The sequence below is a fragment of the Bacillus sp. KNSH39 genome, assembly GCF_052656585.1.
On record NZ_JBQXYO010000001.1, the window covers coordinates 5,175,513 to 5,189,605 of the forward strand.

At 35.2% G+C, this 14,093-nt stretch carries 12 protein-coding genes; 8 read left to right on the plus strand and 4 right to left on the minus strand.

The annotated features are described in order from the left end of the window. Positions 1 to 28 precede the first annotated feature (28 nt). The 4 genes from ACUL40_RS26565 (at position 29) to ACUL40_RS26580 (ending at position 4,466) form a co-directional block, all read left to right on the plus strand. Positions 29 to 2,221, plus strand: a complete 2,193-nt coding sequence (locus ACUL40_RS26565) for an MMPL family transporter (protein WP_000856407.1) — start codon at positions 29 to 31, stop codon at positions 2,219 to 2,221. 101 nt (positions 2,222 to 2,322) lie between these two features. Next, entirely contained in the window at positions 2,323 to 2,739 is a 417-nt protein-coding gene (locus ACUL40_RS26570; RefSeq protein ID WP_000490301.1) for a hypothetical protein, read from the plus strand. Between the two features lie 100 nt (positions 2,740 to 2,839). Further along, positions 2,840 to 3,763 carry an RluA family pseudouridine synthase gene (locus ACUL40_RS26575; protein ID WP_000448351.1) on the plus strand — a complete coding sequence of 308 codons (924 nt, stop codon included), beginning with the start codon at positions 2,840 to 2,842 and terminating at the stop codon, positions 3,761 to 3,763. A gap of 91 nt (positions 3,764 to 3,854) precedes the next feature. After that, on the plus strand, positions 3,855 to 4,466 hold the full coding sequence (locus tag ACUL40_RS26580) for a DUF1648 domain-containing protein (protein WP_006917704.1): 612 nt from the start codon (positions 3,855 to 3,857) through the stop codon (positions 4,464 to 4,466). Between the two features lie 40 nt (positions 4,467 to 4,506). Here the strand turns inward: ACUL40_RS26580 and ACUL40_RS26585 are convergent, their stop codons facing one another. The 4 genes from ACUL40_RS26585 to ACUL40_RS26600 form a co-directional block, all read right to left on the minus strand. Beyond that, a complete protein-coding gene (locus ACUL40_RS26585; RefSeq protein ID WP_000747598.1) occupies positions 4,507 to 5,334 on the minus strand; it encodes a CAP domain-containing protein in 828 nt (275 codons plus the stop codon). A gap of 455 nt (positions 5,335 to 5,789) precedes the next feature. Next, the gene (locus ACUL40_RS26590; RefSeq protein WP_445422676.1) at positions 5,790 to 7,118 is read right to left on the minus strand and encodes a (Fe-S)-binding protein; all 1,329 of its coding nucleotides are present in this window, start codon (positions 7,116 to 7,118) and stop codon (positions 5,790 to 5,792) included. After that, the gene (glcD, locus tag ACUL40_RS26595) at positions 7,115 to 8,527 is read right to left on the minus strand and encodes a glycolate oxidase subunit GlcD (protein ID WP_000890755.1); all 1,413 of its coding nucleotides are present in this window, start codon (positions 8,525 to 8,527) and stop codon (positions 7,115 to 7,117) included. The genes ACUL40_RS26590 and glcD overlap by 4 nt, the downstream gene beginning before the upstream one ends. A gap of 117 nt (positions 8,528 to 8,644) precedes the next feature. Then, entirely contained in the window at positions 8,645 to 9,760 is a 1,116-nt protein-coding gene (locus ACUL40_RS26600) for a CdaR family transcriptional regulator (protein WP_000898641.1), read from the minus strand. Positions 9,761 to 9,896: 136 nt separating this feature from the next. Between ACUL40_RS26600 and ACUL40_RS26605 the strand changes: the two genes are divergently transcribed. The 4 genes from ACUL40_RS26605 to ACUL40_RS26620 all read left to right on the plus strand — a co-directional run bounded on the left by ACUL40_RS26605 (position 9,897) and on the right by ACUL40_RS26620 (position 14,010). Continuing rightward, positions 9,897 to 10,871 carry a YncE family protein gene (locus ACUL40_RS26605; protein WP_445422675.1) on the plus strand — a complete coding sequence of 325 codons (975 nt, stop codon included), beginning with the start codon at positions 9,897 to 9,899 and terminating at the stop codon, positions 10,869 to 10,871. Beyond that, positions 10,864 to 11,535 carry a response regulator transcription factor gene (locus ACUL40_RS26610; RefSeq protein WP_001046398.1) on the plus strand — a complete coding sequence of 224 codons (672 nt, stop codon included), beginning with the start codon at positions 10,864 to 10,866 and terminating at the stop codon, positions 11,533 to 11,535. Before ACUL40_RS26605 ends, ACUL40_RS26610 begins: the two co-directional genes overlap by 8 nt. Before the next feature lie 3 nt (positions 11,536 to 11,538). Beyond that, positions 11,539 to 12,939 (plus strand): sensor histidine kinase, encoded by a 1,401-nt coding sequence (locus tag ACUL40_RS26615; RefSeq protein WP_000494796.1) that lies wholly within the window; start codon positions 11,539 to 11,541, stop codon positions 12,937 to 12,939. Between the two features lie 381 nt (positions 12,940 to 13,320). Further along, positions 13,321 to 14,010 carry a FadR/GntR family transcriptional regulator gene (locus ACUL40_RS26620; protein ID WP_254904515.1) on the plus strand — a complete coding sequence of 230 codons (690 nt, stop codon included), beginning with the start codon at positions 13,321 to 13,323 and terminating at the stop codon, positions 14,008 to 14,010. The last annotated feature ends 83 nt before the right edge of the window (positions 14,011 to 14,093 follow it).

Here is a 14,093-nt window from a genome sequence, read left to right on the forward strand (position 1 = left end):
TTGAATTATGTAAAGTAGGTGAAAATGTGTGAAGACAAATGTACATAAAGTTGATAAGTGGGGGAAGTTAGGAGCCTTTTTGTATCAGTTTCGTTATACAGTAATTGTAGCGTTACTGTTGCTCGCAATCGCACTTGGGATTTTTGCTCCAAAGCTACCGGGAGTATTAGGTGGTGACGGTTTCCAAACGGAAGGCGACTATCAAAAAACGAAAGAAATTTTAGATAAAGATTTTAAGAAGTCTCAAGATACGCTGCTGCTCGTTTTTGAGAAAAATAAAGATGCTTCGCATGAGGAATTTAAAAAGCGAATAAATGAAATTGTAAAGAATGTTCAAGAGAAAGAGAACTATGAATCTTTCCATCACCCAATCCAAAATAAAGAAATGCTACAAGATGACATCGGCTATGCGACAATTTTATTTTCCGGGAAAACAAATAAGGAACGAATGGAAAAGACATTACAATTTGCTGATGAGATTGAGAAAGAAAGTAATATAGCATTAAAAGTAACACCTACAGGGTTTCCGAAAATTAATAAAGAGATTAATGAAAGAACGCAAAATGATTTAAAAGTAGCAGAGATGATTGGATTACCAATTGCGTTTCTTGTATTACTATTTTCGTTTGGTAGCCTTTTGGCATCAATTTTACCGATTTTGAATGGGGCGCTTAGTGTTATTAGTACGATGGGTATATTGTATTTCATCGGTGTTGATAAAGAACTATCTATTTTCGTGTTAAACGTTGCACCGATGATTGGACTTGCATTATCTATTGATTTTGCGCTATTATTTGTGAACCGTTTTCGAGAGGAAGTTGCTAAACGAACGGTAAAAGAAGCGATAGCAATTACATATCAAACGGCAGGACGTGCGATTGTATTTTCAGGATTATGCGTATTTGTTGGGTTATCCGGTTTGTTTTTCTTTAAGATAGATTATATTCAATCTGTCGCGATTAGCGGAATGATTGTTGTCATTATGAGTATTTTATTCTCACTCACACTTCTTCCAGCACTATTATCGTTAATCGGTAAAAGAATATTAAAAAAGAATCAAGTAGCACATACGCCGGCAAAAGCATGGCGTAAATTTGCAAAATTTGTGATGAAACATCCAATTGCAATGATTATTGTTGTTACAACATTTATTGTTATTTGCTTATTACCGTTACGTACAGCTAATTTGCAGTTCCCTGGTGTTGAAGCTTTACCTGAAAAGAGTGATACAAGGATTGCATATGAAAAGTATGAAGAAGCATTTAATGAAACTGTCAAAACACACGCTGATGTTACGTTAGTTGTAGAGACGAAAAAAGATATGAAAGAAAAAGAAAGTCTACAAAAGATAGAAGAAGTCGTTCAAAAGTTAAAAGGTGATAAGAAAGTACATGAAGTAAGAAGTTTATACGACGGGTTAACTGGAATGAAAGCAGATCAAGTTGTTGGAATGTTGCAGTCGCCAGAATCAGCGAAACTAACTCCTGTATTTGAAGCATACACGCAAGGGAATAAGACGACGATAGAAATATTTTTGAAAACAAAACCACGTACAGAGACTGCAAAACAGTGGGTACGTGACTTTAAAAAGAACTATAAAGAAACGGATGTTACGTATTATCTAGGCGGAATGACGACGTTTCAACAAGAATTAGAAGATGAAATTAAAGATAAAGTTGTAATTGGTATGTCTGTTATATTTGGATCGACCTTTGTTATATTATTATTTGCATTCCGATCTATACTCATTCCAATTAAGGCAATTGTTATGAATATACTTAGTTTAAGTGCAACCATTGGAATTGTTGTTTGGTTATTTGAAGGTGGTCATTTCGGTTTAGAAGCAAGTCCGGTTCTGTTTGTCTTACCAATCTTCATTTTTGGCCTCGTATTTGGGCTTAGTATGGATTATGAAGTATTTCTTATTTCACGTATTCATGAGCTCTATGAAGAAACAGGAGATAACGATCAAGCAACATTAGAAGGGCTCGTTTCAACAAGTAGAATCATTACATCAGCTGCTTTAATAATGATTGTTGTAACTGGTGCATTCGCATTTACTGATATTTTACCAGTAAAGCAGATGGGTCTTGGCGTTGCATTAGCAATATTTCTTGATGCAACAATTATTCGTCTTATGCTCGTACCAAGCTTAATGAAGTTATTTGGAGACTGGAACTGGTGGTTACCATTTCGAAAAAAACGAGAAAAATCATCGTAAAAAATGCTCATCAATATGATGAGCATTTTTTATGAATAGCAAAGCCTACATTTTGCAAATAGTATGTGATAAGAACATTACATAATAAGTAGGTGAAGGCAATGTTTCGTTATTTTAAGTTTAAGTTAAATGATACAGTACAGTTTGCCGAGAACGATGGGCATATGTATCGCATTGTCGGTTATCGGTTAGAAAAAGGATTTTATCCAAAAGATGAATGGACTCATATCATTTATGAACTACTTAGAGAATTTGACGGGTATACGATGGATGCAGAAGAGGAAGAACTTGTAAAGGTCGTTCAAGTAGAGGATGAGTATTACAAAATACAAGAAGTATCAGGTTATCGCTATCCAGTAAAAATGAAACAAAAACAACAAGTGATGAAAATAGAAAAGATGGACGATTTATTAGATGCTTACAATGATTATAAAAGGTTGGCGGATTTCTTTAAGGATTTATCGTATGAACAAAAAGCTGAAGAAGTATTGTTAGAAATGAAAAGACTTAGAGCTTGAGGGGCAGTCTATTATAAGACTGTCCTCTATTTTTGACGGTGCATCAAAGTGTGTTTTCCGTTACAATGAGAGAATCAATAGAAATAAGGTGATAAACAGTATGGAAACAAAGAAAAAGGGTGAATGGTGTGAAATTACCGTTCCAGCTAAATGGAATGGTATAAGTATTGAATCGGTATTAAAAGTAGAATGGGAAATACCGAAAAAGCTATTACATCAGCTTCGTATGGAAAAAGGTGTTACGGTTAACGGGGAACAAAGAAGATGGAATGAGCTTTTAAAAGAGAACGATAAGTTACAAGTCCATATGTTTGCGGAGGAAGAGTACGGTGTAGATCCAGAATATGGTGAATTACATGTAGTATACGAAGATGATCACGTACTTATCGTAAATAAACCAGAGCAAATGGACACACACCCTGCTGAAAAAGGTGGAACCGGGACGCTTGCAAATCTTGTTGCTTTTCATTTTCAAATGCAAGGTTTAGAGACGAAGGTGCGTCATATTCATCGTTTAGATAAAGATACGACAGGTGGTGTCGTGTTTGCTAAGCATAGAATTGCTGGTTCAATTATGGATCGCTTATTAATGGAAAGAAAAATTAAAAGAACGTACGCAGCGCTCGTTGAAGGGAAAGTAAAGAAGAAACAAGGAAAGATTGATGCTGCTATCGGAAGGGATCGCCATCATGCTACAAGGCGTCGTATTTCTCCAAAAGGTGACCAAGCTATCACATATTATAAAGTAGAAAAGTATTTTAAGAAGCAAAACACGACTCTCGTAACGTTACAATTAGAAACGGGTAGAACACATCAAATTCGTGTTCATATGAGTCATAATGGTAATCCATTAGTTGGGGATGTATTATATGGTGGACAAACAAAATATATGTCCAGTCAAGCATTGCATGCGATGAAGATACATTTCTTGCATCCAATTACGAAAGAAGCGATTGAAGTTGATGTGCCGTTTCCTACAAAGTTAAATAATAAAATAAAAGAATTTCAAAAAGAAAATGCGTAAAGTATAAGTTTTAACTTGAAAAAAGTAGATTTTTGCAGGGATTTCTCTAAAAGAAGCGAAGCCGTTAAGAGAAAAGAGAGGTGAGAATCACTTGATTAAATATAAGTATGTACTGGGAATATTTTTCGCTTGTCTTTTACTTACTCTATTTCTCTATCCCTATTTACCAAATCGTATGGCAGTACATTGGAATGTAAATGGTCAGCCAAACGAGTTTATGAGTAAACAAGTCGTTGTAGCATTTATTCCCTGTTTTATTATTTTTTCATATGGATTTTTGTATATTATTTCACATAATATATTTAAGTTTAATGAAAGAGAGCATGGTATTATAGGCGGATTTATAAAGAAAATTACGTTATTTATGTTGTTTATTCATACGCTTATCCTCTTTATTAATTTTGGGGATTTGATATCCTTTCAAACAGGATTAACGATTGGGATTAGTATGTTTCTTTTTATGCTGAGTAAAGAATTTAAGAAAATAAAAGGCAAAGAAAAAGAAAAAGATCCAATTAAATTACAAAAAATTTGTTTAGTGAGTAGACGGATTTTTCAAGTGATGGCATGTGGCATATTGTTTTCATTGTTTTTGAACTTAGAGTGGGGATTTTATGTATTGCTTAGTGTAATAAGCTGTGGATCTATGTTGTTTATGTTATATATTTTCTATTCATACATAATAGAAAGCTATGAAACTTAAAAAAGAGTCTTCTCATTATGAGAAGACTCTTTTAATCTATTTACTTCGTAATAAATTGTTGTGTCCAGTAGTTGCCGCTTTCTACATAACCAACACCGATGTGAGTGAAGCCGTTATTTAAGATGTTTGCACGGTGTCCAGCGCTGTTCATCCAAGCTTGTACTACTTCTTCAGGTGTACGTTGACCTTGAGCGATGTTTTCACCTGCAGATGTATAAGAAATACCAAATTTCTTCATCATGTCAAACGGAGACCCGTATGTAGGGCTGTTATGATCAAAGTAGTTGTTTTTTTGCATATCTTCAGACTTAATACGTGCTACTTTGCTTAATTCAGTATCGATTTTTAGTGCTGGTAAGCCTTGTTTTGCACGCTCAGCGTTTGTTAATTCAACAACACGTTGTTCAAACTCGCTTAAAGATTTTGCTTCTTCAGCAGGCTTTTGCTCAGCTGGTTTTTGTTCAGCAGGTTTTTGAGTATTGTTGTTTTCAGCAGGCTTTTGAGTTTCTGGTTTTTGAACTTCTTCAGCAGGCTTTTGCTCGGCAGGTTTTTGCTCAACTGGCTTTTGAGTTTCTGGCTTAGCTGTTGGTTGCTCAGTTACAACATTTTCAGTAGGTTGTTGACCAGGAATGAAGCAGTTTGGTTGGAAGTTTCCTTGTTGCCATTGTGCTAATGATTCAACTCCCATAGATTGTAAGAATGCTTGTAATTCTTGTTGACTCATTTGTTTCATCATTACTTTTGAATGCTGAATATTTTGAACCTTTACGTTAGATGGTTGTACTGTTGCAGCTTGTGCATCTAGAGAAGATACTCCTAAAGTAAGAGCTGTTGCAGCAGCTACAGATAATAAAACACGCTTTTTCATGATGTGTGTCCCCCTATATAAAGTTTTAATTTGTTTTCACACGATTTGTTTTTGACAGCCTGTCTGACTGACAAATTCATCGTAGCATACAATTTGCGAGAAAAAAGATGGAAAAAAATTCATAGACTTTAAAATTACCTAATTTATCCTAAGAGAAGAAGGGAGCAAAAATAAGAGAAATATAGAGTATAAAAGGAATTTATAGTGTTTTTATACTTGGTTTTAAGAGGGGGTTTTTGGATAAAGTTACCTAAATAGAAAATGAAGAATCCTATTGTATCAATGGTTTGAACGTTTTTTTGAGGAATATAATGGATTGATTTTTACAAAACTGTAATGTTTCTGTTGTTCTTTTTTATAATAAAGTAACATATTTTTAATGTTGTAGCAGACAAAAAAGCGGCTATCTCTTTACATAGACGAAGGAGATAGCCGTTTTCCTATTATTACGTATGTTACGAGTTAGTTTCAATTGCTTCTAATAATAAATCCACAATGTGAATTCCTCTCATTTTATGAGAAAGCCCTTCTCGCTCAATACCCAATTTCATTTGTAATAAACAACCTGGATTTGCAGTAACAATGGTTGCTGCTTCTGTTTCATGCACACGGTCCATTTTGTAATCTAGAAATTCCATTGATAACTCTGAATGAACAATATTGTAAATACCAGCAGAGCCACAGCAGCGGTCGGCATCTTTCATTTCTCGATATGTTGCACCTTGGATAGCCTCTAGTAACATACGAGGTTCAGAAGATGTGCGCATAACATTGCGTAAATGACAAGAGTCTTGATACGTAATAACTTGCGGCGTGAGTCGTAAGTCAGTTCGCTTATGGAAGTCTAGTTCTACTAGTATAGCAGTAATATCTTTAATTTTAGAAACAAACTGCTTAGCACGTTCAGCCCAATCCGGATCATCTTTTAAAAGATAATCATAGTCTACGAGATAAGCCCCGCAACCACCTGCATTCGTAATAATATAGTCGATGTTTAAATCTTCGAATGCTTTTATATTTCGCTTTGCTAATTCTTTTGCTCCACTCTTTTCACCAGCATGTCCATGCAATGCACCGCAGCAACTTTGTGTTTTTGGAATAACGATATCACAACCAGCTAATTGAAGAAGTTTCATCGTTGCGTTATTTGTTTCTAAAAACATCGTATCCATTAAGCAGCCTGTGAAGAATGCAACTTGTTTTTTCTTTGTACTTTCTGCAGGTAAAAATGAAGGACGATCTTTCATGGCTTTCATTTTAGGGACTTTTGGTAAAACGCGATCCATCGTTGCAAGTGTTTCAGGGAATAACTTCATAATCCCTGTTTTATGTGTTAGCGTTTGTAAACCAGAACGTTGATAAAATCCGATTAGTCCAGTTAATGTTCTCATTCGATTTTGATGGGGGAATAGTCCTTCAAAAACGACTTTTCGAACAGCTTTCACTGGCACTGAGAATTTTTTATTTTGATTAATAATATCACGAGCTTCTTCTAATAAATGTCCATAATTTACACCAGATGGACAAACAGGTTCACAAGCACGGCAACCAAGACAAACGTTTAATGTATGTTCAACATCTTCATCTGGTTCGATTAAACCATCAACGACTGCTTTCATTAATGCGATACGTCCGCGTGGTGAATGTGACTCTTTATATCCGGATTGAATGTAGGTAGGACAAGTAGGTAAACAAAAACCGCAGCGCATACAGTTTAGTAATTCATCTTCACTTAATCGTTCTTTAAATTCTTTTTGAATATTTTCTTTATTTAATGTGGTCATTGCTCAACCACCACTCTTTTTCGAGTGTCTTTCGCGAACATTTTTCCAGGATTCATAATGTTATTTGGATCGAAAGCTTGCTTTATTCCTTGCATAGCTGCAATACCTTCTTTACCTAATTTCATTTCTAAATATGGAGCTTTCATTGCACCAACACCATGTTCACCAGTAATTGTGCCACCAAGTTCAATTGCTTTCGCAAATATTTCAGCAAAAGCTTGTTCAGCTCGGTGCATTTCTTCTGCATTACGAGCGTCTGTCATACAAGTTGGATGTAAATTACCATCACCAGCGTGTCCAAACGTACAAATAGGAATATTATATTTTTTTGCAATGGCATTAATAGCTTCAACCATCGGAGCGATTTGTGAACGTGGTACAGTCGCATCTTCTAATATTGTAGTAGGTTTTAATCGTGCGAGCGCTGATAGAGCACTACGGCGAGCGGTACGAAGCGCATCTGCTTCTGTTTCGTCTTTTGCAATACGAACATCGACTGCATTCATAGAGCGGCAAACATTAGCCATGTTTTCAATATCTCGATTGACTACTTCGGGAGGGCCGTCTTGTTCAATTAATAAAATTGCTTTTACATCTGTAGGTAAACCGATTTGCGCAAACTCTTCTACTACTTCAATTGTCGGTTGGTCTAAGAACTCCAGTGTTGCTGGAATGATTTTATTTGCAATAATAGAAGAAACAGCACGTGCAGCTTCATTAATATCTTCATATAGTGCAAGCATTGTTTTCTTTGTTTCAGGCATAGGAACAAGTTTTAATATAGCTTCTGTTACCACGCCAAGTGTTCCTTCAGAACCGATAAATAAACGAGTTAAATCGTAACCAGCTACATCTTTTGCTAATTTACCACCAGTGCGAATAATATCGCCATTTGGTAAGACAAGTTCAAGCCCCATTACATAATCACGTGTTACGCCGTATTTCAAACCGCGTAATCCACCTGAGTTTTCATTAATATTACCGCCGATTGTAGAAATTTTCATCGAGCTTGGATCTGGTGGATAAAATAAACCTTTTTCTTCTACCGCTTTAATAATATCAAGTGTAATGACACCTGCTTGTACAGTAATTGTTAAGTTTTCTTCATCAATTTCTAAAATATTGTTCATATGGCGGAAAATAAGGACGATACCGCCTTCAAGTGGACATGTTCCTGCGCAAAGATTTGTTCCAGACCCGCGCACATACACAGGAATTTTGTGAGTGTTACATACTTTTAACACTTCAGCTACTTCATTTGTATTACGAGGAGCAATGACTGCATCAGGCATTGCTTGGAAGTTTGGAGTGGCATCATAACTATAAGTTAAACGCCCCATATTGGATGTATCTACATTATCTTCGCCAACAATAGATACGAATGAATGAATAATTTGTTTTTCTAACATTGGAAATCCCCCTCAAACTGTTAACGTGTTTAGTTATAATAAACAACGTGGTAACAGTGCTTTCATTATAATGATAAAAAAGTCGAGGGATTCTTTCTATGTATAATCATCTAAAGATTAATCTGTTTTATCGTTCTTTTTTGTATGATCATCTAATAGGAGGAGTGCGAAGTATAAAACGTTTAAGTCTTTGAATTGTTTTGGATCAAGTCCTGTATGTTCTTCAATCTTTTTTAGCCTGTAATGTAATGTGTTAATGTGTATATGTAATTGTTTAGCCGTCTGTTTATAAGATTGGTTATAATCGATAAATAAGCGCAAAGTATGTATAAGCTCAGGAAATGATAATAAGTTTTCGATGGTACGCTCTAGAAATTGTTCACGCGTTTCGGCAGAAATATCTTGTAAACACATTTCTAAACGTAAATCTTCATTAAATACAATTTTTTTCGTTTCCAATGATACAGAAAGAGCGCGTAATGCTTGTTCGTAACATATGTTCATATTGTTTGAGGTAACTGTTTGTCCAATCCCGATATATAAAGAAATAGAAAATAAAGTTTCGCAGTCTTGTTTTAACCGTTTTAAAAATTGATAAGTTTGCTCTTTTGAGCTCGTTGCTGTAAATAAAATAAAACGATCATTTCCCCAACGAACAAATAGATGCTCTTTTGTTAAAATATTACGTATGTGTTGCCATATTTTACGCTGGAGCATCGTGTCATTTTTGCCAATAGAAAACAAAATAAGTTGTTTTTTCTTATATAAATCAATGCCAAGTGTTTTGGCGCGATCAAGAAAACTCGGGGACCACTCTGTATTTTGAAGCCAATCAAAGACAAAAGCTTCATAAGAACGGTGCTCAAGTTCTAGTTGCTCTAAAAAGTAGTTTTCATGAATTAATAATTCGGTCATCTTACGCAATATTTCTCCGTAGCGTGAAATATTTTCAGGTTCTCCTGTAATCCCAATGACACCAATTACTTCATCATGAAATAATAAAGGAAGATTCATCCCAGCCTTTACACCTTGCAATCGCCTTTCATCTTCTTTTGTAATGATGACGGTTTTCTTTTGTTTGGCGCAGCGGAGTGCACCTTCATGAAATTGACCAATTCTTTCTGTATCTGTACTTGCGATAATAACGCCTTCTATATTAATGATAATAATATTTTCTGTAATTAGTCTGCGTACTTCTCGTACAATTTTATTCGCTAAATCAGGAAATAGCATAATTGACACACCTCAAATTCTATTTGTTGTACATTATATATGTAAATTGAGTAAGAAAGGGAAATTTCACACTTTCCACACATTTATTTGTTATTTTACAATTATAACGAAATCATCCGAAGATGGAGGGAATCTTTTGAGAAAGTATGTTTTTCTTCTCTGTTTTTTATTTCTACTAATAGGGTGTCAAGGAAGTTCATATACACCAATTGCTAAAGATAAAAATGTTATTATAACTACGAATATAAAAGAAGGCAGCATTAGTTTTATTGATAAAAAAGATAAAAAGTTAATTACGACATGGGAACTAAATGAGCCAATGGCCGGAATCACACTGCTTCCAAATGGCGATGAAATACTTGTATACGGTAAGCAATTAGAATATATGTATGTATATTCACTAGCGGAAGGAAGGCAAGTGGGAAAATATAAAACTGGAAAGGGCATTGTAAATGTGGTGGTATCAGCAGATAAAAAACAATTATTTGCTGCTGATCAAAATGTTCAAAAGGTAAGATTCTTTACGATAAATGGGAAAGAGACAGGAAGTGTTTCAACAGGAAAAGGGCCTATAACGATGGTAGAGTATCAGAATCGGTTATCTGTACTAAACTTTTATGATACGAAACTAACGACAATTGATACGAAGAAAAAAGAAGTTATTCAATCCTTTATGATTCCGCCAGCATCAACAGGAGCGACGATTAGTCCTGATGGGAAAGAAATATGGATTGGCGGACATGGTGATGGAAATCAAGTAAATGAGAAAGTGTTAGTGTATTCTTTACAGAGTGGAGAAATGGTGCGTTCTTTACACGCTCCATTTATGCCTGTGAATATAACGAAGGATAGTAAGTACGTATATGCACTCAGTCATGGATCGAATACACTTAGAAAGTTTGATATTAGCACATATAAAGAAATAGCTTCTGTAGAAGTAGGGTCGAATCCATTTGCATTTTTTGAGAGCGGAGCAGAAGGGTATGTAGCCAGTTATGATAGTGATGAAGTGTGCGTTATAGATATGAAGAATTTGAAAATAAAACAAACAATTAAAGTCGGAAAAGGACCGTTTCAACTCATAGAGAGGGAAGGGAAGGACAATGAATAAATATAGAGTGCTAGTTGTAGATGATGAAAGTGATATGAGACAGCTTGTTGGAATGTATTTGGATAACTTTGGATATGAGTGGGGAGAAGCTGAGAATGGAAAAGAGGCTCTTAAAAAACTAGAAACGGATCATTATGATTTCGTTGTATTAGATATAATGATGCCAGAAATGGATGGACTTTCAGTTTGTAAAGAAATTAGAAAAACGTCAGATGTGCCGATTATATTTTTAACGGCAAAAGGTGAAGAGTGGAATAGGGTGAACGGCTTACGTATGGGAGCAGATGACTATATTGTAAAACCGTTTAGTCCTGGTGAATTGGTTGCCCGTATGGAAGCTGTGCTAAGAAGATATACAAAGCAAGAACAGCAAGAAGAGATTCAATTTGGACCAATTCTTATCAATGAAAAAAGTAGACGAATAGAGGCGGGTGGTGAGCCGATTTCTCTTACTGTAAAAGAGTTTGATTTATTATATTTTCTTTGCCAACATACAGGACAAGTATTTAGCCGGGAGCAATTACTTGAAAAGGTATGGGGATATGATTATGCCGGAAGTACAAGAACGGTAGATACGCATGTGAAAACGATGCGCTTGAAGCTTGGAGAAAGTGGAAACTACATTCAAACTGTTTGGGGTGTAGGCTATAAATTTGAGGTGTAACGTATGTTTACGATGGTACAAAAACTTTGGCTTACAGTAGTATGTGCAGTATGTGTAACAGTGTCCTTTCTTTATTTCGTATCTTTATACTCGTATGAAAAATTATACGTTGATAATTTAAAAGCTTCGTTAGTAATGGAAGGAAAAAGTCTTGCTGCTCAATATGATAAGCGTGAAGGAATATCAACTTTTGAAGAGAAAGTAAGATCGTTTGATCAGATATCTAGTTCAGACGTTATTTTCGTGTCTAATCCGCGTGATTTAAGTGCATGTTTGCCTTTTGATGTGCATCATCATTCTCTTATAAGTGAAGGAGATAGGCAAACGCTATTAGACGGGAAAACTGTGACAAAAATAGGATATGAAGAACATTTTGACCGTAATATTATGGGGGTTGTCATCCCTGTATTGGAAAATAAAAAATTAGTCGGAATTGTCTATTCGTATATTCCTTTAAAAAGTATAAAAGATTTAATCTATGATATGGGTCTTATTTTAGCACCGTTAGCAATTGCTATGATTTTAATTACGATATGGGTTGGAAGGAAAATTATAATTGCAATTACGAAGCCACTTTCGCAAATGGAGCGGGTTGCAAATCATTTGGCTACGGGAGATTTTTCGGAGCGGATTACAGTTTCTTCAGAGGATGAAATTGGACGATTAGGAAAAGCATTTAATAAAATGGCAAATTCATTAGAAACAGAAGATGTAAAGCGTAAGGAATTTTTAGCAAATGTTTCGCATGAACTTAGAACACCACTTAGTTATATAAAAGGGTATAGCGAGGCTATTTTAGATGGTGTTGCAAAGGGACCGCAGCAGGAAAAAGTAACGCAGCTAATTCATAAAGAAGCAGGTCGTATGCAGCGTCTCGTTCATGACTTGTTAGACTTAGCACAATTAGAAGGTGAGCACTTTCCGTTAAAGAAGCAACCTATCGTTTTTTCACAGCTGATTGAAGACGTATTAGATACGTATGAGATTAAGTTTATAGAAAAGGAAATTCATATTTCAACCAATTTAAATCCAGAGGTCATTGTCATGATTGATGAGGATCGTATGCAACAAGTGCTTCATAATGTGTTAGATAATGCGATACGGTATACAAATCAAAAAGGAAATATCGTTATAACTTTAGAGCAAATCGATGATTACTGTGAATTAAAAATAAAAGATACAGGAATTGGTATTGATATAGAACATTTGGAGAATCTTGGAGAACGCTTTTACCGAGTTGATAAAGCGAGAAGTCGTCAACACGGTGGAACAGGTTTAGGCCTTGCTATTGTGAAACAAATTGTTCATATACATGGTGGACAGTGGAAAATTGAAAGTGAAAAAGATAAGGGAACAACGGTTATTATTAAACTGAATGTACAGGATGAGGGGAGCATGTTCTAATTTTTAGGACATGTTCTTTATATTGAAGAAAATATTTATCCCGCTATTCGCCGGGCAGTAAGACCCTCACCTCAAAATTCAACGGAAGCAAAGAAGTTAGGTGGAGGCCCTGCTGCCCGTAAAAGCCCGATTGGTGAGAGCTAATAATCAGTGGGCGATGAACAAAACCCCACTGATTAAAGTTTCACTTTATACGTAAAAATATAAATTAATATGTAATAAATATCGAAAATTTGACTATTTTATGAACAAAACATTTGTACTTCTTATCAATTCGGTCTAAAATAGTTATGATGCAAAGTTCTTATAAATCGTTTCAATTGTTGTTTGGAAGATACTGAGGTGATTTAACTGGAGTACAAATCTATTAAACCGAAAAAAATTTACGAAGAAGTATCTGAAGCTATTTTAACAATGATTAAAAATGGTACGTTAAAACCTGGTGACAAACTACTCCCTGTGCATCAATTAGCTGAGCAGTTTCAAGTTGGCAGATCTGCTGTTCGTGAAGCGCTAAGTGCGCTAAGAGCGATGGGCTTAATTGAGATGAAACAAGGAGAAGGTACATATGTGAAGAACTTCGATTCTTCTTCATTAACGAAATCATTAAACAATAGATTATTAATGAAGAAAGAAGATATTTTGAATTTATTAGAAGTACGAAAGGTGCTTGAAGTGGGGGCAGTTCGAGTAGCGGCGGCAAAACGTACGGAAGATAATTTACAAAATATGAAACATTGGTTAGATGAAATGGCAAAGAGCATTGGAGATGAAAAGGCTGGTGAAAAAGCCGATTTTCAATTTCATATGGGAATTGCAGAGTCTTCGCATAATAACATTTTGCTTGAACTCATGAATCATGTTTCAGAGATGATTGCTGAAACAATTGGTGAATCAAGACGCATTATTTTATATGGTGAACAAACGACATCAGAACGACTTATAGAAGAGCATCAAGTTATATATGATGCGGTGTTAAAACAAGATGTAGAATTAGCGCAGCAAGCAATGCTAGATCATTTAACAAATGTAGAACATATTGTCACAGGTAAAAACGATATAAATTCGTAATTTAATCTTTTAAAAATTTAATTTTCTGATAAAATAGAGAAAGATTAAGTAAGCGTTTTCTTTAGAAGAGGGAGAGGATAGGC